The following is a 19541-nucleotide window of genomic DNA, read 5'->3' as shown; positions in this document are numbered from 1 at the left end:
AACGATCTCCTGAATCACCGCGGATGCGATAGAACGGGCGGGCTGCGCCAGAGTCACTCGGACCTGGCGTCCAGGACTTCTCCGAAGGCTTGCCACGTCGTGCCGGTCCAGCGCTGCAGCCGCATCTGCGTCCAGATCATGTTCTCGGTCTCGCTGGTGTTGACCTTGATCCCGGGCAACACGGTCGGAACGACGATGTCCTTCAGGTTCTTCGCCTGCGCCAGAATATTCTTCCGCGACAGATCATCACCGCATTGCTTGAGGATCTGCTCGAGCAGGACGCCTTGCTGATAACCGGTCAGATAGCTGCCGTTGGTGATATCGGCGCCCGTGAGATACTTGTCGAAAAATGCCCGGTAAGCCTGCATGCCCGGGTCACTCTTCCATGTCTCATCCAGGACATCCTTGTTGGTCGTCCCGACCATCACGCCGACCGATTTGTCGAGGCCGGCCGGTGCAAGCGTGCCTCCGACGGATCCGGACGGGAAATTGATGATCACGGTCGCCTTCCAGCCGATCACGGAGGCTTGCCGGATGGCCTGGGCCGCGAACTTCGGCGTGCCGGCGATTACCAGGGCTTCGGCACCCGAGCTCTTCAGATTGGTAATCTGCGAATCAATCGTCGGTTCGGTGACCTCGTAGGAAGCACTGACGATCTTGCGGTCGAAATCCTTGCCGAGAAACGCCTTGAAGGCAGCGAGGTAATCTTTGCCAAGATCGTCGTTCTGATAGAGGATGGCATACTTGGCGTTTGGCAGCGTCTTTGTCAGATATTTGGCGTAGATTTTTCCTTCGGTGTCGTAGCTGACCAGACCCGTGGTGATCAGCGGGTAATTGGTGACGTCAGTGAACTTGGACGAACCACTGACGATAGCGACACTCGGGACCCCCTTGGCCTTCAGGTATTTCGCAGTGGCCGAAATGCCGGGCGTGCCGAGCTGGCCGAACATGAACGACACTTCGTCGCTTTCAACGAGCTTGCGGACGTGCTCCACCGCCTTGGGAGGGCTATATCCGTCGTCATAGGCGATGTAGTTGATCTTGCGTCCGTTGACGCCGCCGCGGTCATTCAAGGCCTGAATATAGGCCATGAGTCCCTTGCCCACGAGACCGATCGATGATGCCGGGCCGCTGAACGGAAAAACTCCGCCGATCTTGATCTCGGTGGCAGAGATTCCCGGCTCGTCGGCGGCCAATGCGGGTCCGCTCAACAATAGAGCCAGGGCCGCGAGGATCTTCCATCTCACCAACATTGCTCGTCCTCCCAAACGTGCACCCCTTTTCGGGTGTGCGGCTTTGTTTTGTTGCGCCAGCGCCGGCTCGTCGCGGCCTTGCGAAGAGGCATCGCGCTGAACGGGTCCAGCCGTAAATCCGGCACGTCGCTGCCGTTGCGTTCGGCCGTCTTCTCCTCCTAGGATACAGTTCTTTTTTTGAACCCGTCAAGCGATTAGATCGTCATCGACCGGTCCACGCGTGACGGGGCCTGTCTGAACAAAGTCAGTATTGCAGCCCTTATGGGTCACGGGTGGTTCGTTGCACCCTCCAGACCTTCACCCTATAGTCACTTCCGTTTTTGAACTAACGGGGAGAACGCAAATGCGCAAAGCAGGGATACACAATTTTCCGGCAATCGATCGTGTCGTTTACGGCAAGGCTGCGTCTGAGGCCTTGAACGATGAAGCGGTGCGACTTGATGCCAAACGCGTCTTCCTGATCGTCAGCCGCACCTTGAACACCAGGACCGACGAGATCGAGAAGATCCGGCGCGCGCTCGGCGGCAGACATGTCGCGACCTTCGATGGAATCGCAGAGCACACCACGCGCAAGCAAGCCGCCGAGGTTGCCCGTCAAGCCAAGGACGCCGGAGCCGACCTGGTCGTAGCCGTCGGCGGAGGCTCGGCGATCGACCTCGCCAAGATCGTCATCATGGCGATGGAACATGACATCCCCGACGAAGCGGGTTTTGATCCATTCCCGATGGACCCTGGGGTCACCGTCTCACCATTTCGATCGCCCAAAATTCGACAGATCGCGGTCCCGTCGACGCTGAATGGCGGCGAGTACAATGCAGCAGCGCTTGTCACGGATGAACGCAACAAGCTGAAGCAGATTTTCTTTCATCCCCGGATGATGCCGGTGGCGATCATTCTCGACCCTGCCCTCACGGTTCATACGCCTTCCAAGCTGTGGATGGGATCGGGAACCCGCTCGATGGATCACGGCATCGAAGCATTGTGCTCACCCGCCGGCACGCCGCTCGCCGACGAGGTGGTCCTGGCTGGCATCCGCACCCTGCGCGAGGGAATGCTCCGGACCTTGCACCAGCCTGATGATCTGGAGGCGCGCCGACTGTCTCAATATGGCGCGTGGCTCGCGGCTTTCGGCCTGCAGGCGCGGGTCCCGATGGGAGCCAGTCACGGCATCGGCCATGTCCTTGGCGGGACCTTCGGCGTTCCGCACTACTATTGCACACCGGTCATCATGCCGAGCCTGCTTCGCTACAACAAGGCGTTCACTGAGGATGCGCAGCAGCGCCTGGCGATGGCCCTTGGCGAGCCCGGTATGGAAGCCGCCGCCGCCTTCGCGCAATTCACCAAGAAACTTGGATTGCCCGGCCGTCTTGCCGACGTCGGGATTGGCGAAGACAAGTTTGACCAGATTAGCAAGATTGCAATCAATCATCGCTTCGTCCAAGCCAATCCGCGGCCATTCAAAAGCGAAGCTGACATCCTCGATCTGCTGCGAATGGCTGCTTAGCCGTGCGCGGCGTGCAATTCGACGGCATCGAATCCCCGGCGCTTAGCCACAGGCGCCGCATCCGCAAAAGCGCGAATGGCGTCCGCGATTTCCTCTTCGCCCATCGGCTCGCCGAACTTCTTCTCCGGTGGCGAAAGACCGGACGGACTTTCGTAAGCACCGGGAGCAGACCAATCCTGAGCGCGCGTGCGAACGGCGCCAATATGCCGTAGCTACGGTGCCATCGGCCCGCCGGCGTGCACCTCGTCGATGACACGCCGCCACCCAGCTAGTTCCCGGCGGGCGTGCTAACGCGCGACGTCTCCAGTCGGAATTCCGCCAGGAGAGAATGAAATTGCGCCGAGTGTCCCGCGTGAACTCGCTATAGCAGCTTGTCCAATGTTATCGGCAGGTCGCGAATACGACGGCCTGTCGCATTGAAGATGGCGTTTGCTACCGCCGCGCCAACTCCTGTGATACCGATCTCGCCGATGCCACGTGCGCCCATCGGGGCGTGCGGATCGGGTCACTGAGCGCACCGCTGCATGGGGAATGAAGCCGAGAACGCTATCGCCAAGCGTGCTGACGTCATGGTCCATCACATGTAGGAAGAGGCCCTGCAGATCGGGAATGTCGCCGGGCTGGTGAAAGGCCATGATCTGGCGGTGGCCATCGCCGACGATCTTTGATCTCAGGATAGAGCCATCAACGACAAGGCAGCATGCCGAAGGTCGGTCTCCGAGAGAAACGACCGGTTGACCGCCAGCCATCCGCTTCACCGTGATTGGTAGATCACGGATAGCGACCTCGTCCTCTTCGTCAATTTCGGTGCTGACCCGCAACCGCTTCAAGAAAGGTTCGAAAATTTCCGCGTTGTTCATCGTTAGCTCCGGTCGGCAAACGAGTTTTGTCAATTTCGTTCCAACCCGGACCACTAGCTATTGTCTCACGCGAAGCAGAGGGACTGCCGCCAATTCCGACCCTCAGCGGAACCACACGGGAACGGCGTCAACTCATCTCGACGCGAAGCCTTGGCGCGAAACTTGACGCGCAACTCTCACTTCGAATGCTTCGGTGCGCTGCTTTGCTGGAAGTGCTCAGCGCCTGATATCTCCACCCAGGCATGTTTCGACTGTTCAAAAACCGAGCGGATGGGCGCCGGGTAGTTCGGAACCGCGATCGCGCCCACGCCAACGCCGATCATCGCAGGCAGATTGTCCGCCTTCCAATAGACCGTCGAACCGCACTCGGGGCAAAAATAGCTGCGGACCTTGCCGCCGCTTGCGGCTGTCCGGACGTACTCCTTCGGCGTTCCCGAGATCGCGACGCCCTCCGCCGGATAGAACGCACCGACGCCGAACGGCGCGCCGGTTCGACGCTGGCAGTCAATGCAGTGGCAGGCGACGACGAGGCCGGAAGGTCCGGGAAGCGACAGCGCGAGAGCGCCGCACCTACATTGGGCATCGATCATCGAGACACTCTCCTTGCTCAGTTGACCGCAGCGCTTGCCCACTCGCACGCTCTCAGCATCGTATCCCGCCGTCAGATAATTGCTCCAGCGCCCACAGCCCGAGGCTTTTGTCGCGCCAGCCGCCACCACCCTCCTCGCAACGCTCGTTGATCAGCGCGCGCGGTGGCGGCCAGTCGAACGGCGCCTTCTCCATGTTCAACGCCCGCCAGTCGCCGTCCTCGCAATCGCGATTGTCTTCCCATTCGGGAAACGTCGTGACCAGCAGGAAACGCGCTCCGCTGGCGCGAAAGTTCGCGATGGCGCGGACGATATGGTCGAAACTCAAATGCACCAAGCAGTCCCGGCACAGCACCACATCGGCGCGGGGGAGCGCATCGCGCGTGATGTCGGCAAGGAGAAACCGGCCTGACAACTCGCCGCCAGCCACGCGCTTGCGATTTTCCGCGATGAGCGACGGCACGATATCGACGCCGGTGTAGTCGAGATCCAGCTTGATGCGACCGATCCAGCCCGCGTCGCCGCAGGGCGCATCGAGCAGCGAGTGTGCGCCGAGCCGTTGCAGCAGTGGTGGAAGCATCTCGCGGATCGCTGCGGTCGCGGGATCCTCCGAGCCGAGGCCCGACACCGAACTGGCCGCGCCCCACAAATTGGTCTGCTCGATCCGCTCGAACCGCGCGGCAAGGTCGAGGCCCGCGAAATTGTCGCGGTCGGCGGCGAACCGCTCATGGGCGAGCACGGGTGGACGCTTGGAGATCATCGGGCGGACCTCAAAACAAGATTCCGTCGCGAACACACTAGCAGTTCAACTGCGCCTTCGAAATCGCAGGCCTCGTCCCTTAAGCCGGCTTCTGCCACTCCATGACGTGGAAAAATGGTACCCGGCGATGACGGGCAATTCTGTCGGGATCCCCGCCCGTAGGCTGCGGCTCAGCGAACAGGCGCAACTGAAGTCCGTGATCGAGCAGCAGCGTCATGTAGGTGCTGAGCGGACGATGCCAGTTCTGAACTCGGATGCCGCGCCAAGTCACCCAGGTCGGCCGCTCGTCCATGTAGTGATCGATGGTGAAGCGCAGGGCGCCATCACCGTCACGCGTCCAGCCGTTGGGCGGACCGGCCGTGTTGAAGCTGGTGAGGTTCGCGATCAGCAGCGTACCACCCGGCCGCAGCGCTGCCACCATCTTCACGATAGCTGCAGCCAGATCGGGCATGTCGATCAGGCTGAGATAGCTCACGACGAGGTCATAGGAGGCATCCACCTCCATTGTCTCGGCTCGGCCGAGCCGGTAGTCGCCCTGCGGGTCCAATTCCATGGCACGCGCGAGCAGCGCTTTGGTTGGATCGACGCCAGTGGTGCGGATGCCCGCGCGCTGCATGATCCGACAGAAGCGCCCCTCCCCGCAGCCGACGTCGAGGGCATTGCGGAAGCCTCGCCCTTCGATCCGCGCCCGCATCGGCGCGTCCAGCACAAAGCGGCGGCCATAGTCGCCGTCCTCGCCCTGCTCGACGATCCAGGCGGCCGCGGACGCGGCCCAGCCGTCGCTGACATCCTCGTTCATGGGTCGACCTTCGGGAATGCACGTTGGCCGCGCGTGTCGCGGGCGCGGCTACTGATCATAGATTGGATCAGAGTTCAACATGAGGTAGATTGCAGCACCGATGCGCCCCACCATCAAAGAAAAGGCCAGGATCGCCGCCGGCGCGGCGGCGGCCGTCGTCCTGACGGCCGTACTGTTCGCATTCGCAATGGCATTTCTGCTGGCGCGATGAGTGCGCAACGCGGCGGACGGATGCCGCCGCGTTGACTCAGGCGGCGCGCACCGTGTGGAGGAATTTCCCGACTTCATCCTTCAGCCGATTGCTGTCGGTCGCCAGCATCTTGGCGGTGGAAAGCACCTGCGAGGAGGCCGAGCCGGTCTCGGCCGCACCGCGCTGCACGTCGGCGATGTTGGTGGAGACCTGCTGGGTGCCGTGGGCGGCCTGCTGCACGTTGCGCGAGATCTCCTGGGTGGCGGCGCCCTGCTCCTCGACGGCCGCGGCAATGGTCGACGACACTTCGGAGAGCCGCTCGATCGTCGCGGAGATGTCGCGAATCGCGTTGACAGATTCTTGGGTCGCGGTCTGGATGCCAGAAATTTGCTGGCTGATCTCGCCGGTCGCCTTGGCCGTCTGCTCGGCCAGCGTCTTCACCTCGGCGGCAACGACGGCGAAGCCGCGGCCGGCCTCGCCGGCACGTGCCGCCTCGATCGTGGCGTTGAGCGCCAGGAGGTTGGTCTGGCCGGCAATGGTGTTGATCAGCTCGACGACGTCGCCGATGCGCGTCGCCGCAACCGAGAGCTCGCTGACGCGCACCGTCGTGGTGCGGGCCTGGGTGACGGCCTCGCCCGCCATCCGCGCGGATTCCTGCACCTGCCGGCTGATCTCGTTGACCGAGGAGGACAGTTCTTCCGTAGCGGTCGCAACCGACTGCACGTTGCTGGTGGCTTCACCCGAGGCGACCGCGACGACCGAGGTCAGTTCCTGTGCACGCTGCGCGGTGGTGGCCAACGTCGAGGACGACGCTTCGAGCTCGGTGGACGCCGAGCCTACCGTCTCGATGATCTCGCCGACCGCACGCTCAAAGCCGTCGGCAAGGTTGACCATGTCGCGCTTGCGCTGATCGGCGGCCTGCTTCTCCACTTCGGCCTGCGAAGCCTTGAGGCGCTCGACTTCGATGCCGTTGGTTTTGAAGATTTCGACCGTCTTCGCCATGTCGCCGATCTCGTCGCGGCGGTCCTTCTCGGGCACTTCGGTCTTGAGATCGTTGCGGGCAAGGCCCTCCATGGCGAGCTTGAGGCGGGCAATCGGCCGTGACATCGCATTGAGGCCGATGAACAGCGCGATCGCGATCCCCAGGATCAGGCCGCCGGCGCTGACGCCGATCACGGTCCAGGTTGCGGATCTGGCGTCGCGGTTGATGGCGTCCTTGCGCTTGGCGACCGCCTGTGCGGTCTCGCCCACGAACTGGGCAATGCGCCCCAGCGCCGCATCCATCACCGGATCGCACTCCTTGTGCGCACGTTCGGATGCCTTGGCGTTCTCTTCCGGGCTGCTTGCGAGCGAGCCTGCCTTCAGCACCGGATCGCAGCCGGCGAACACGGCTTTCAACTGGTCGCCGATGCTCTTGATCTGGCTTGCGCGCGCGGGATCGTCCTGCTCGGCTGCCTCGAGGTATTGGCGGATTTCATCGCGGTTCTGGGTCGCGGTCTTGAGACGGTTGGCGTTGCCCGCCTCCGTCGCCTCGGTGAAGACCGCATAGAGCGCAGCATGATAGGTCTCGGCGCGGCGCTGGGCCCGAGTCAGGTTGAGCGCTGAGGATTGTGCTGCGGAAAGCTCGGCGAAGCCATCGACGGTTGCCGAGAGCTCGCGCGTGCCGAAGCCGGCGACGGCGACCATGGCAAAGCCCATCACGGCCACGATCAGCGCGACCTTCCACACGATTTTCAGATTGTTCAAAACGCTCATTGCAGCCGCCCCAGTGATTTTCTGCCGATGCATATTCCCAGCACCGTGCATTGGAACCAGCTGACGTTAAGATTTGATGCCAAATGTCCCGGGTAGTCTTACGGAAAACTAACTATTTGGGCTTCCGCCGTAAGCTTCGCGTAAGCTTCGGCCTGTTCCGGGGTGCGAGCCGGGCGTGGAATGCCGGAACCGGTCGCCGGTGTCCTCCGTTGTCGGCCCATGCGGATCAGGGAAGAAAACCGAAACATGTTTCTGCTGGCCGCGGTGACGCTGTGCTGTAGCGCCTTGGCCGCGGCAATTGCGCTCTTCGAACCGGCTCCGGCAAAGCGGCAGGCTGAAACGGCGGCGATCGACGTGGCCGCTCCGACGCCGGTTCGGGTGGTCGGGGCTCCGTTCCGGCCCAACCTCAATCCGCGGGAGCGCTAGCCCTCACCCCGGCGAGACGTCGGCACCTTCCTCGGGACGGCGTTTGGCGCGGGCCAACTCCTCAACCAACGCGATCACCTCCGCCCGTTTGTCGGCCGGCAGCGACAGGAACGCGCGGACGAGCCTCAAGCCCTCGGCTTCGGCTGAATGATCTGCTTTGGCATCCATTCCCCACTGTCGAGCGGCCGGGAAAAATATGCAATCCCCCTCCCAACACCTTCTTGATTCGGCCGGCCAGCTTTGCTGGAATAGCTCCAACAAGGGTGCACCATGAAGTGGATCACGGAACGCGACGCGCTGATCGCGCAGACAATGGCCTTCGTCCAATCGGTAAGCGGCAAAAGGGCTGACTTGCATCCACCGGAGATCCCGATGGCGACAGTGGCCGCGTCGGTCCAGATCGTCCCCGTCAACGCCGTCGTCGAGACCGAGCCACTTCAGGCCGCTCCGCCGCAGCCCCTACCTCTCCCGCCGCCGCGGGTGGCGAGCCACGACGTCCGCACCGAGATGCAGGCCCGCATCGCCAATTTCCGCAAGCATCAGGAGCGGTTCGAGCGCGAGCGCGAGGAATATTGCGCGGCTACCCTGACTAAACTGCGCGCCGCTATTCGCGACGCCTCCACACGTCCACCGGCTGACAAGTAAAGCCGGATCTCCCGTCGCTGGCCTAAAGCCAGGACCACACCAGCCAGAGATTGGCCGCGCAGGCGCCGAACAGGGCCAGCGTGAGGGGCAACAGCATGTGCCCGCAGGAGGTTTTCAGGTCCGTCGACATGGCCGAAAACATCCCCTGATTCCGCCAAATGAGTCCCGGGGATTCTTTTTTCCGGGATTCAGGACTCGTTAAGGACTCAGGGCCCGGCAAGGGCTCAGGGGCCCGTCGCCCCCGATCACGGCCGCGTGATCAACCGGCGAGCGGAACCCTCTCATCGCAAAGTCGTTAATGCGGTTTCCGGGAGCGGGAAGAATGCCCTACGCCCTGTTCTGCAACGATGCCCAGATCAGCAAAGCCTATCCTGACGAGTCCGACGTCTGGAGGCTCGCGCAGCGAAGTGGCCTCGTCGTGGACGTATCCGCGGATGACAACCGCCCCGGGCCACGCCGGGTGCTCGACAACGACTACGAGATCAAGCCGTGCCGGGCCGCACAGGGCGAGGACCCGGCCCGGAACAAGGCGGAGGCCGATCGCCAAGCGAGGATGGAGCTTGAGCTGAATTCCTAAAGACGGATCGAAGCTGGGAACCAGAGCTCGGGAAAAGCTCAGGGCGTCGCGGTCGCGAGCGAGGCCTGCTCGCCCGCCAGAGCCACACAGGCCTTCCGGCGATGCAGCCCGCGGATCGCGCCGGTGACCTTCAGCACCTTGCCGGAGGAGCAAGAGGCGTCCTTGACGAAGGCTACCTCATAGGGTGCCAGCATCAGAGGCTCGGATTTGAGGATTGTTTGGGCAGCGCACGGCAAACTGACGAAGCACGAGAGCACCACAGCCGACACCAAGATACGCATGTCCGTCGTCCCACCAGCCCGGTAATTCTCATATAACGCGTTCCGGCGCGCGAGTTCCGTAAGCTGCAAAAATTATTTTTGCTTTACCCGAGCTCCATGACGCGCGTGAGAAAGCGCGCGCCAAAACGTTTGCTTGCAAATGACGCGCCAGATGGTTGACGCAATGCAAACGACAGAAGGCTGGCAACCAGAACCCGGCAAACGAAAGGCCGGCGGGAGTCGGCCTTTGTCAGATCGTGGTCGTTGGTGGCGTGTCAGTAGCGAGACGCTGCCGGACCGCCCCAGCCAAAGCGGTAGTTCACGCCGACCTTGACGGTATGCTCATCCTCCCGGCCGCGGACGCCGACAACGTCGACCGGACCGGAGGTGATCGTCGTGCTGCCGAAGTTGTAATACTGGTACTCGGCCTTGGCCGACCAATTCGGCGCGAACATGTATTCGAGGCCAGCGCCAACGGTATAGCCATCCTTGCTGTTGCCGGTGGCGGTGAAGGGCTGCGGGACGCCGGCAATATTGACGCCGAGGCCGCCGTTGCGCCAGGCATAACCGCCCTTGGCGTAAAGCAGCGCCGGACCCCAGGTGTAGCCAATGCGGCCGGTCACCGAGCCGAGCTGGTCGGTATTGGAGGTCACCTGCGTGCCCAGCGGGAACGTGGCACCGCTGTTATTGGTCGGCAGCCAGGAATACTGGGCCTCGACACCCATGACCCAATTGGGCGCGAACTGGTAGTCGAAGCCGCCCTGGACACCGCCGAGGAAGCGCGCGTCGCTCGACTGGAAGCTGCTGTCGCCGGCAAAGGCGCCGCCGACATGGCCGCCGATGTAGAAGCCGGTCCAGTTGTAGATCACCTGCGGCGGCGTGTAGGCCGGAGCCTTGGTGTAGGTGCGCGCCTGCATGTCGGCTGCGGCAGCGGGCGCGGCCAGCGCAAGCAGGGCAACCGCACCCAGCAAAATCCTCTTCATGATCATCCCCGTTCTTTCAAATTCGACACTCAGGAAACAACGTGGCGTGAATTGGGTTGCTTCGAGGCGATGCCGGAACGTTGATCGTTCGTGACTGTGACGGAGCGGCAACAACGCGATTTTGTTCCGTCCCGCAGGCTCGTGCCGACGGTTTTTTTTCGTCGGAAACAGAACCCGCCGTAACGATTAGTCGCGACGCAAAACCACTCCGTTCAAAGCTCCCCGAAATGTGATCCGGCAGCTCCGGCGGGCTTTGTTCTATCACCCAGCGATGAAGGTGGGCTTTGCGCTACCGCGTCATCTTTTCAAGTTCCGGAAAGGGTACGTAAACCGCGCCCGCGCACAGCTCGCTGGCACGATCGACGACGCGGTCCGCCCGACCGTTGACGAAGATCACGGCGCGCTCCCTCATGGCCTTGTAGGTGCCGTCGGTCTCGCGTGGGGTGAAGTGGAGGCAGCTAACGTAGAACTGCCGGCCGCCGACCTCGCGCTGCGCCGGCTCGGCCATGCTGGCGTCACGCACGCCGACGGGATTGTTCAGATAGCTGCGCATCAAGGCCAGCGTGTCGCCACGGAAATTATCCGGGAACGGTTGTGGACCTCCGGCCTGGGCCCCGTCCATCAGGGTTGGACGGTCACCGTCGCTGCCGAAACATCCCGTGAGCGCCAGCGGCAGTGCCAGCATCAACGCCAAGCTCACTGCGCGTTCCGCTCGTCGCCGCACTGCCTACGCTCTCCGCTCGATCAGTCTCGGAGACGTTCCAGCCCCAAGGTTGCAATGATGCAGGTCTACAGGTGTTTTGCCCGACGAGTCAAACAGATTCGTAAAATCCGCAGATGAGCCCACCCCTTAAACCATTGATTTATCTACGACCCGCTACTGTGCATGGGGTTGTTTTCGAGGTTTTGTTTGCGGCCACCAAACCTGGGACGTTGCTCGCGGGCTTCAGCATGGTCGTACCGGCCCGCCGCCAGCACCTCGAGCTTTCGCGCAAGGCGTGACGAACGGGCCGGGTCTGAATTCCTCACGCGGCGGCTGGGGCAATGCTAGGACGCCGCCGCGCAGGATCAGTGGTTAGCTGCGCTTGTCCATCGTCGCCGGCTTGGTCACGTCCGGCTGCGTCGTCAGCGACTTCTTCGCCGACAGATGCTTGTGGTGGTGGCGATGCGTGCGCACGGTCTTGTGCGCGTCCGGTGCGACTGCGGCGTTGGCGTTCATCGCCTTCGACTTCGCGTCCACCTTGGCGTCGGCCTTGACGTCCGAAGCCTTGACGTCTGAAGCCTTGACGTTGGCCTTGAGGCCGGCGTCGGGTTTCGCCGCGGTGGTCGACACCTTGGTCTGGCTCTGGTCTGCCTTGATCACCGGCGTGGTCGTCGTGATCTTGCCGGTCTCGGCTGCGAAGGCCGGGGCTGCGATTACGGAAGCTGCGAGCAAGGCTGCGGAAATGGTCTTCAACATGGTTGGTCTCCTCTCCTCTTGGAAGGATCTTGAGGCGGGCGCCCTCTCGCCAACCCTTTGATCGTAGGTGGAGCCTAGGGGGCACGCACTGAACCCAATCTGAAGCCCGCAGCAGGCTCCCGTTCATCTGGATGACACGTTTGTCATCCGTCCGCAGGGCGAATAGGCCAGGATGCCGGGAATGTTTTCGCCTGATGGGTGTTCCGGTCTTTGGGCAATCGTGTAGGATCGCCACGTTCCATACCGGAGAACTTAGATGCGCAAACTCTCAACGCTTCTTGTGCCGGGACTTGTCGCCATGACATTGGCGGCCGGGCCGGCTCTGACCAGCGCCTATGCCGCGGGTGGCGACACCCCCTCGTCGCCGCCGGCCTCGGACACCTCGACCAAAAAGGGCAAGAAGAAGAGCTCCTCCATCAGCGATCCGAAATTCCTCGCCGCCTATCGCACCGCCTACACCACGATCTACGACAATCACGACTACACCGGCGCGATCGGCCAGCTGAAGTCGCTCAAGCGCGACGACGTCGCCGACGTCGCCAATCTGATCGGCTACTCCTATCGCAAGCTCGGCGACTACCAGTCGTCGAAGGTCTACTACGAGCTCGCGCTGAAGGACGATCCGAACCACGTCCGCACCTGGCAGTATTATGGCCTTTGGCAGCTCGAGCAGGGCAATCGCGAGCAGGCGCAGTATCACCTCAACAAGCTCGCCTCGCTCGCCGGCACCGACAGCTCCGAATATCGCTCGCTCGCCGCCGCGCTCGACAAGCCGACCGGGGCGACCCTCGTTTATTAAGAACATCGCATCTTCGAACGAAGCGAACGGGCACAACCGCAGGGTTGTGCCTGTTCTGCGTTCTCGGCTAGCTTGCCCACCAATCCTCCCCTCGCAAATCGGTGCGCAATGGACAAGTGGCTGCGATCCGCGATCGACTACATCGGCTCCTGGATCGAATTCCAGCACACCACAATCCAGCAGCCCGGCGTCGTCATCGCATTCGCCCATCGCGGCGAAATCGTCGCCGAGCACGCGTTCGGCCTCGCCAATCTCGACACCGGCGAGAAGCTCACCCCGCGCCACCGCTTCCGCATTGCCTCGCACTCGAAGAGCTTTACCTCGGCCGGCATCATGAAGCTGCGCGAGCAGCGCAAGCTGCGGCTCGACGATCCCATTGGCCAATATGTCGCCGGCATGCATCCGCGCGTCGCGGAAACGACGATTGCGCAAGTGCTCTCGCACAGCGCGGGACTGACGCGCGACGGCGCCGATTCCGGCCAGTTCATCGACAGCCGTCCCTATCTCGAAGCGAGCGAGCTGCTCGCGGAATTGAAGCTGCCGACCGCAATCGAGCCGGGCACACGCTTCAAATATTCCAACCACGGCTTTGGGCTGATCGGTCTCGTCATCGAGGCCGTGACGAAGGAGCCTTACCGCGCCTGGATGAAGCGCGAGATCATCGAGTCTGCGGGCCTGCGCGAGACCGAGCCGGACGCGCCGCTTCCCAAGGGTGCGCCGTTCGCGCGCGGCCACACACGAAGGGTGCCGTACGGAGAGCGTTGCGTCATTCCCGGCGACAATCCCGCGCACGCGATGGCCTCCGCCACGGGCTTCGCCGCCACCGCCGCCGATACGGCGCGCTTCTTCGCGCAGCTCGCGCCCAATGCGAAAAAGAGCCTGCTGTCGGTCGCAAGCCGCCGCGAGATGACGCGACATCATTGGCGCATCCCGCAGAGTTTCGAGGCCTATTACGGCTTGGGTATCGGCGCCGGCAAGCTCGACGGCTGGGACTGGTTTGGCCACGGCGGCCATTTCCAGGGCTATATCTCCCGGACCTGCTCCATCCCCGCCTGCGAGCTCGCGATCAGCATCATCAGCAACTCCATCGACGGCGCGGCGCCGTTCTGGATGGACGGCGCGATGCAGATCCTGCGCGTCTTCCAGTCCCGTGGTGCACCCGACCGGCGCGTGCGCGACTGGACCGGCCGCTGGTGGACGATCTGGGGCGCGACCGATCTGGTACCCGCGGGCAACCGCGTGCTGGTCGCCAATCCGCAGTTCAACAACCCGTTCATGGATGCCGGCGAGATCGAGGTCACCGGCCGCGACACCGGCAAGCTTGCCTGGGCCGCTGGCTACTCGAGCCACGGCGAGCCGGTGCGCCGCGTCCGCGACAAGCGCGGCAAGGTCAGTGACGTCTGGATCGCGGGCGCCAACATCAAGCCTGCGGCCGTCGTGGCGCGCGAGATCGCGCGGAAATACAAGCCGCGCAAGCGCCGGCCTACTCCCGAATGAGAGTCTCGACCTCGCTCCGAAGGGCCTGGCGAGAGCCGTCCCGCGAATAGAACATGTGGCCGCCGGGATAGACCACGAACTTGACCCGCTGTGTTGCGAAGACCGGCAACTGGTCGAGCACGCGCTTCGATCCGAAATAGGGCGTGGCGAGATCGAACAGGCCATGCGCGACCAGCACGCTCAGCTTCCGATCCGTGGCGAGAATCTGGCGCAGCTCGGAGACCGACTGCGGCGGATTGATGCCGCGGCCGAAATCCCAGTGACCCTCGACGGTGCCGTTCAACACCTCGTAGGAGCCATCGGGCCGCCAATTGAGCTTGTGTGTCAGCAGGTCAACCGCGGCACTCGTCAGCGGCGCCTGCAGCGCATCGCCGGAGGGATCACCGAACCGCGAGCTGCTCGAATCCGGATAGGGATCGAAGCCGCGCACCGAGGCATCGTAGCGCCCCGTGACCTTGCCGTTCTTGCGGTCGAGCTCGCGGCGGAATTCGCCGACGTCGAAGCGGCCGGCAAGCCGGCGGCTCACCGCCTGGTCGATGCCAGTGAGCTCGGCGACCTTGTCGGCAAGACGAGTGGTCGCCTCCTTGTCCGCCTCGCCCTTGACGAGGTCGGCCAGGAATTCGCCGCGCGCATAAGCCTCGACGTCGGCGAGATCGGCGCGCTTGACCGGGCCTTTCGCCTCGCGCGTCACCGCGACATAGCTCGGCAGCGTCGCGACATATTGCAGGAGGCTGGTGCCGGTGAACTCGCGGAAGTCCAGGAGCGGCGACACCAGGATCAATCCCCTGACGCCGACGCCGTGCTGGAGCTGCAACTGGCGCACCACCTTCGGCCCGCGAATCCCGCCATAGCTTTCGCCGGCGACGTATTTCGGCGAGGTCAGCCGGTCGTGCTTCTCGAGCCAGCGGCGGATCACCAACGCGATCGAATTGACGTCACCGTCAACGGAGTAGAACGATTTGCGCGCGTCATCATTGCTCGCGACAAAGCGGCTATATCCGGTGCTGACGGGGTCGATGAAGACGAGATCGGTGAAATCGAGCCAGGTCTCCGCGTTAGGCTTCACTTCGGGTGAGGCGGACGGCGACAGCGCTTCGCCATCGAGCGGCAGCCGCCACGGCCCGGCCGCGCCGAACTGGAGCCATGCCGACGACGCACCGGGCCCGCCGTTGAACAGGAACGTCACGGGGCGCGTCGCCCGGTCGGCGCCGTCGAGCTCATAGGATGTATAGGCGATGTCGGCCACCGGCTCGCCCTTGCCGTCGAACACGCGGATCGATCCGGCGGTCGCTGCGAAATTGAGGGTGCGGCCGGGAAGATCGAGCGTGTGCTTCGTAGTCGAATCCGACGGAAGACGGTGCGGCTCGGCGGCTGACGATGAATTCTGCGACGCGCTTTGTGCGCCGCCGCGACCGGCCTTCTGTCCGGCTGCCGCCGCCTCGGAGCGCGGCTGCGGCGGATCGTCGGCGCGCGCCAATCCTGCGAGCGCGAATGCGGACACTGCCAGCACCAAGGTCGCGCGGCGGAGCGCCGGCATAGTCGTGGCCATGGTCGTTCTCCCTGCCCGGCGACGACACCGGTGCGGACCGCAAGGCTAGCGCGGAATTACGACGGTTTGGGGGATCATCGCTCTGGTGGTGCCTGAAGAGCCGGGTTGGGCACAAACCGACCCGGTTTCGTCCTCAAACCGGAATGGGCAGTTGCCGGTCTGCTGTGAAGGCGGTCATCCTCGACAATCCCGGTCGAGATCGTTAGACGAGCCCGGCGGAACTTTCTCCAGCCAGCGGCCCTGCCCGGAAGCCATGACCAAGCCAGCGCGATACGACCGGATCGCCTTCGTTGCCAGCCCGAGCAGCGAGGCGCAAGCCGCCTTCGGCCAGCTCACCAGGGACTTCGGCAATTGCGATCCGAAGGACGCCGACATCGTGGTCGCACTCGGCGGCGACGGGCTCATGCTCCAGACGCTGCATCAGCACATGCATACGGGCAAGCCGATCTACGGCATGCACCGCGGCACCGTCGGCTTCCTGATGAACGAGTACTCGACCGTCGATCTTCGAGCCCGCCTCGAGGCGGCGCAGGAATCCGAAATCCACCCCCTCCTGATGCGCGCGACCGACGCCAACGACCGTGTTCACCTGCATCACGCCATCAACGAGGTCGCCCTGTTCCGGCAGACCTACCAGGCCGCGCGCCTGCGAATCCTGATCGACGAGCGCGAGCGCATGTCCGAGCTGATCGCCGACGGCATCATGGTGGCAACGCCGGCCGGCTCGACCGCCTACAATCTGTCCGCCCAGGGACCGATCCTGCCGATCAACGCCGCGCTCCTCGCGCTGACGCCGATCAGCGCCTTCCGCCCGCGACGCTGGCGCGGCGCGCTGCTGCCGAACACGGCTTATGTCGTGATCGAGGTGCTTGAGGGCGACAAGCGCCCCGTGGCGGCAGTCGCCGACCACGACGAGGTGCGCGACGTCCGCCGCGTCGAGGTGCTGTCCGACAGGACCATCTCGATGCGCATGCTGTTCGACCCCGGTCACAGCCTGGAAGAGCGTATTCTGCGCGAGCAGTTCGGCTCCTGAGCCGCCTCGCCGGACTGCCGATCGCAACCCTTCATTAACCCCCGGCGAGATATGGTTAACGAAAGTTGACCGCTCCGGCCCGGGCTCCATGTTCCGCATCGATTTCAACAAGCTGCGTTTCCTTGTCTGCGACGACAATCCGCACATGCGCCGCATCCTGCGGACGCTGCTGCATTCCTTTGGCGCACGTGAAGTCTACGAGGCCGAGGACGGCGCCACGGCGCTGGAAATGTACAGCCATTACGTGCCCGACATCGTCATCACCGACTGGGCGATGCCGATCTTCGACGGGCTCGAGCTGGCGCAGATGATCCGGCAGCCGGAATCCAAGGGCAATCCTTACGCGCCGATCATCATGCTGACCGGCCATTCCGAGAAGCGCCGCGTCACCGTGGCGCGCGATGCCGGCGTCACCGAATTCCTGGCCAAGCCGATCTCGGCCAAAGGACTCTACCAGCGCATCCTCAACGTGGTCGCCAGTCCTCGCCCCTTCATCAAGACCAAGACCTATTTCGGCCCGGACCGGCGCCGCAACATCAACTCCGCCTATATGGGCCCCGAGCGCCGCGTCGGCGAAAAGCACGAGGTGCTGCAGCAGCCCTCGCTGCTCGACAAGGCTCGCTCTTCCATCTAGCGCGCAACGTCTCTCACGATCGAGGCCGATATCATGGCGAAGAACAGCGCAAGAGACATCGAGATCACGGCCTTCGCCACGCATCAAGTTATCACGCAGCCCAACCCGCTGCGGTCGGTCCTGCGCCGCGTCGAAGACAAGGACATGGACGATCCGATCGGCCGCGCCGAACAGGCGCTCGCGGGCCTCGCCGGCGAGTTCAAGGACTGGATGGCAACCGAGATCAACCGGCTGTCGGCGGCCTACGTCGCCATCCGGCACGACGGCTTCACCAAGGACAGGCGCGACGAGTTGTTTCGCGCCGCGCACGACATCAAGGGCGATGCCGCGACTTTCGGCTATCCGGCGGCGGCGGGCGTAGCCGAGAGCCTGTGCCGCGTCATCGAGCACGCGCCAGATCTGGAAAAGGTGCCGGCCGAGCTGTTCACGCACCACATCAACGCCATCCTCGCCATCGTTCACGAGAACACCAAGCTCGACAGCATCAGCGTCTCCGCCGAGCTCAGCCGGCGCCTGCGCAAGGTCGCCGACGATTATCTCGCCGACGCCAACCGCGATCGACCAGAGCATCTCGAGGTGATCCTGGCGCCGAGCATCGCGCCGGCGGGGTAGCCATAGGCGTCGTTCCGGCGAAGGCCGGAACCCATACCCACCAGCGGAAATTGTTGCAGAAGGCGTCGGCCATCTCGCTTCGCTTGCGAGACCTCGCGGTATGGGCCCCGGCCTTCGCCGGGGCGACATAAGCGACAATTCAGGCCGCAATCAGACCGTCGTAGACCCGATCAACCGCCTCCTCCGCAACCAGCTCGTCGCAGAACAGCCTTGCCTCTTCGCGCGCGGATTCGGTGGCGAAGCGGCGCAGCAGGACCATCAGCGGCTCGGTCGCGCCACGGTCGGTCTCGCAATGGGTGAGCACGCGCTCGACCATGCGGCGGCGCAGCCTCGCTGCATTGTCGTCGCTGTCGACGAAGCCCTGCTCGTGGCAGGCATCGAGCGCGACCTGGAAGGCCGCAAACGTCGCCTCGGGAAGCCCGGCGCGGCGGAGCAGCGCGTGCAGGCTGTTGCCGCCGCGATCGTGCAGCAGCGCGGACACGCGCGCCAGCGGCAGCTCGGCGAGCTCAGCCAGCGCTGCATCGAACAGATCCAGATTGCTCGACAGCAGCGCGCGCAGAATGAGACCCGCGGTGAGCTGGCCGGTGATGCGCAGGTGCCGAACAAGACCTTCCATGTCTTCGCCGCGCGAGCGCGCCGCGATGTTCATGGTAGAGCGGTCGCGCGCCTCGGTCGCGATGCGCTCGGCGCGGTCGGCAGTCAGCCAGTTCCGGGCCACGACGAATTGAGCCAGCGTCTCCGAGAGTTTTGCCACCAGCGCGGCGCGCGTTGCGGACGGCAGATCCTCCAGCACCAGCATCGCCTCGCGGATCGCGGCGAGATGCCCGTGACGCTCGACGATGCGATCCCAGGAGAACGGCGCAAGCTCGGCATGAGGATTTTCGATCAGCTCGAGCGCTGCCGCCGCGCAGCCGACTTCGGCAATAGCGGCGCAGACCGATACCGGCAGCGCGATGCGGCGCGCGACCGCGCACTGCACCTCGTCGTTGCCGGTCGCGACGATGTCGACGAGATCGGCGTCGATCAGCAGCGGAGAATGTTCGAGCACGGGCAACGCGACGGTCGGCTGGTCCGCCGACAGTGCCCGCACGATCGACGCCGGGGCCTCGCTACTGCGCGCAAACGCCTCGGCCATCGCCTGCCGCACCAGCGGCGAGGGATCGTCGAGCAGCATCAGAAGCGCACCTTCAGCGGCAACCCGGTCGTCATGGGAAAGGTCTGAGATCAGCCAGGCCCGGGCCAGCGCCCGCGTTGCCTCGGCCCGCTCGCCAGCGGGCGCCGTCCTGATCCAATTGATGAACTGCCGAACAATCATGGTGCTTCCGGCTTACGCAACGAAGACGAAGCGGTGACGGCTTG

Annotated in this window: 22 protein-coding genes and 2 pseudogenes; 9 read left to right on the top strand and 15 right to left on the bottom strand. The window is 63.8% G+C overall.

The features are described 5' to 3' along the window. Positions 1-53 precede the first annotated feature (53 nt). Positions 54-1253 (bottom strand): ABC transporter substrate-binding protein, encoded by a 1200-nt coding sequence (locus AC0L3S_RS18055; protein WP_473258679.1) that lies wholly within the window; start codon positions 1251-1253, stop codon positions 54-56. A 343-nt stretch (positions 1254-1596) separates the two neighbouring features. Between AC0L3S_RS18055 and AC0L3S_RS18050 the strand changes: the two genes are divergently transcribed. Next, positions 1597-2757 (top strand): iron-containing alcohol dehydrogenase, encoded by a 1161-nt coding sequence (locus AC0L3S_RS18050; protein WP_473280314.1) that lies wholly within the window; start codon positions 1597-1599, stop codon positions 2755-2757. Here AC0L3S_RS18050 and AC0L3S_RS18045 read toward each other — a convergent pair. From AC0L3S_RS18045 to AC0L3S_RS18015, 7 genes and pseudogenes are all read right to left on the bottom strand, one after another. Continuing rightward, positions 2754-2960, bottom strand: a complete 207-nt coding sequence (locus AC0L3S_RS18045; protein WP_473259421.1) for an oxidoreductase — start codon at positions 2958-2960, stop codon at positions 2754-2756. The genes AC0L3S_RS18050 and AC0L3S_RS18045 overlap by 4 nt on opposite strands. A gap of 158 nt (positions 2961-3118) precedes the next feature. After that, positions 3119-3262 (bottom strand): annotated as a pseudogene (locus AC0L3S_RS18040) (xanthine dehydrogenase family protein molybdopterin-binding subunit); the annotation flags it as partial. A gap of 58 nt (positions 3263-3320) precedes the next feature. Continuing rightward, positions 3321-3506, bottom strand: a pseudogene (locus AC0L3S_RS18035) (cyclic nucleotide-binding domain-containing protein); the annotation flags it as partial. Between the two features lie 287 nt (positions 3507-3793). After that, on the bottom strand, positions 3794-4207 hold the full coding sequence (locus AC0L3S_RS18030) for a GFA family protein (RefSeq protein WP_473280203.1): 414 nt from the start codon (positions 4205-4207) through the stop codon (positions 3794-3796). A gap of 52 nt (positions 4208-4259) precedes the next feature. Then, the gene (locus AC0L3S_RS18025; RefSeq protein WP_473258684.1) at positions 4260-4964 is read right to left on the bottom strand and encodes a class I SAM-dependent methyltransferase; all 705 of its coding nucleotides are present in this window, start codon (positions 4962-4964) and stop codon (positions 4260-4262) included. Positions 4965-5043: 79 nt separating this feature from the next. Beyond that, positions 5044-5763, bottom strand: a complete 720-nt coding sequence (locus AC0L3S_RS18020; RefSeq protein ID WP_473258686.1) for a class I SAM-dependent methyltransferase — start codon at positions 5761-5763, stop codon at positions 5044-5046. Between the two features lie 247 nt (positions 5764-6010). Then, entirely contained in the window at positions 6011-7708 is a 1698-nt protein-coding gene (locus AC0L3S_RS18015) for a methyl-accepting chemotaxis protein (protein WP_473258688.1), read from the bottom strand. Positions 7709-7954: 246 nt separating this feature from the next. Here AC0L3S_RS18015 and AC0L3S_RS18010 point away from each other — a divergent pair, with 246 nt between their 5' ends. Then, positions 7955-8134 (top strand): hypothetical protein, encoded by a 180-nt coding sequence (locus AC0L3S_RS18010; protein ID WP_473258690.1) that lies wholly within the window; start codon positions 7955-7957, stop codon positions 8132-8134. A gap of 3 nt (positions 8135-8137) precedes the next feature. Here AC0L3S_RS18010 and AC0L3S_RS18005 read toward each other — a convergent pair whose 3' ends face one another. Beyond that, complete coding sequence (locus AC0L3S_RS18005) at positions 8138-8302, bottom strand: hypothetical protein (protein ID WP_473280201.1); 165 nt, start codon at positions 8300-8302, stop codon at positions 8138-8140. 102 nt (positions 8303-8404) lie between these two features. Here AC0L3S_RS18005 and AC0L3S_RS18000 point away from each other — a divergent pair, with 102 nt between their 5' ends. Then, positions 8405-8779, top strand: coding sequence for a hypothetical protein (locus AC0L3S_RS18000; protein WP_473280199.1), 375 nt, complete (start codon positions 8405-8407; stop codon positions 8777-8779). 322 nt (positions 8780-9101) lie between these two features. Continuing rightward, complete coding sequence (locus tag AC0L3S_RS17995) at positions 9102-9356, top strand: hypothetical protein (RefSeq protein WP_007602660.1); 255 nt, start codon at positions 9102-9104, stop codon at positions 9354-9356. A 38-nt stretch (positions 9357-9394) separates the two neighbouring features. On the opposite strand, the gene AC0L3S_RS17990 is transcribed toward AC0L3S_RS17995, so the two are convergent. The 4 genes from AC0L3S_RS17990 to AC0L3S_RS17975 form a co-directional block, all read right to left on the bottom strand. Beyond that, positions 9395-9637: a hypothetical protein gene (locus AC0L3S_RS17990; protein WP_018455389.1), complete on the bottom strand. Its 243-nt coding sequence runs from the start codon at positions 9635-9637 to the stop codon at positions 9395-9397. Positions 9638-9891: 254 nt separating this feature from the next. Next, complete coding sequence (locus AC0L3S_RS17985) at positions 9892-10599, bottom strand: outer membrane protein (RefSeq protein ID WP_473258692.1); 708 nt, start codon at positions 10597-10599, stop codon at positions 9892-9894. Positions 10600-10888: 289 nt separating this feature from the next. Beyond that, positions 10889-11284, bottom strand: coding sequence for a hypothetical protein (locus AC0L3S_RS17980; protein ID WP_473259424.1), 396 nt, complete (start codon positions 11282-11284; stop codon positions 10889-10891). A gap of 390 nt (positions 11285-11674) precedes the next feature. Beyond that, the gene (locus AC0L3S_RS17975) at positions 11675-12058 is read right to left on the bottom strand and encodes a His-rich protein BRANT (protein ID WP_473280197.1); all 384 of its coding nucleotides are present in this window, start codon (positions 12056-12058) and stop codon (positions 11675-11677) included. 256 nt (positions 12059-12314) lie between these two features. Between AC0L3S_RS17975 and AC0L3S_RS17970 the strand changes: the two genes are divergently transcribed. Beyond that, a complete protein-coding gene (locus tag AC0L3S_RS17970) occupies positions 12315-12857 on the top strand; it encodes a tetratricopeptide repeat protein (protein ID WP_354058561.1) in 543 nt (180 codons plus the stop codon). Positions 12858-12965: 108 nt separating this feature from the next. After that, positions 12966-14354, top strand: coding sequence for a serine hydrolase domain-containing protein (locus AC0L3S_RS17965; RefSeq protein WP_473280195.1), 1389 nt, complete (start codon positions 12966-12968; stop codon positions 14352-14354). On the opposite strand, the gene AC0L3S_RS17960 is transcribed toward AC0L3S_RS17965, so the two are convergent. Then, complete coding sequence (locus tag AC0L3S_RS17960) at positions 14341-15903, bottom strand: S10 family peptidase (RefSeq protein WP_473280193.1); 1563 nt, start codon at positions 15901-15903, stop codon at positions 14341-14343. The two genes, AC0L3S_RS17965 and AC0L3S_RS17960, sit on opposite strands and share 14 nt — an antisense overlap. Positions 15904-16156: 253 nt before the next feature. Between AC0L3S_RS17960 and AC0L3S_RS17955 the strand changes: the two genes are divergently transcribed. From AC0L3S_RS17955 to AC0L3S_RS17945, 3 genes are all read left to right on the top strand, one after another. Beyond that, positions 16157-16936: an NAD kinase gene (locus tag AC0L3S_RS17955; protein WP_007602648.1), complete on the top strand. Its 780-nt coding sequence runs from the start codon at positions 16157-16159 to the stop codon at positions 16934-16936. Positions 16937-17024: 88 nt separating this feature from the next. After that, positions 17025-17570, top strand: a complete 546-nt coding sequence (locus AC0L3S_RS17950) for a response regulator (RefSeq protein WP_007611745.1) — start codon at positions 17025-17027, stop codon at positions 17568-17570. Positions 17571-17603: 33 nt separating this feature from the next. Next, positions 17604-18182, top strand: a complete 579-nt coding sequence (locus AC0L3S_RS17945; protein ID WP_473280191.1) for an Hpt domain-containing protein — start codon at positions 17604-17606, stop codon at positions 18180-18182. A gap of 139 nt (positions 18183-18321) precedes the next feature. Here AC0L3S_RS17945 and AC0L3S_RS17940 read toward each other — a convergent pair whose 3' ends face one another. Continuing rightward, a complete protein-coding gene (locus AC0L3S_RS17940; RefSeq protein ID WP_473280189.1) occupies positions 18322-19497 on the bottom strand; it encodes a DUF2336 domain-containing protein in 1176 nt (391 codons plus the stop codon). Between the last annotated feature and the right edge of the window lie 44 nt (positions 19498-19541).

The organism is Bradyrhizobium sp. Ken01, assembly GCF_055807355.1.
The sequence above is the reverse complement of the archived record's forward strand: the minus strand, read 5'-3'. Positions and strand labels throughout refer to the sequence as shown.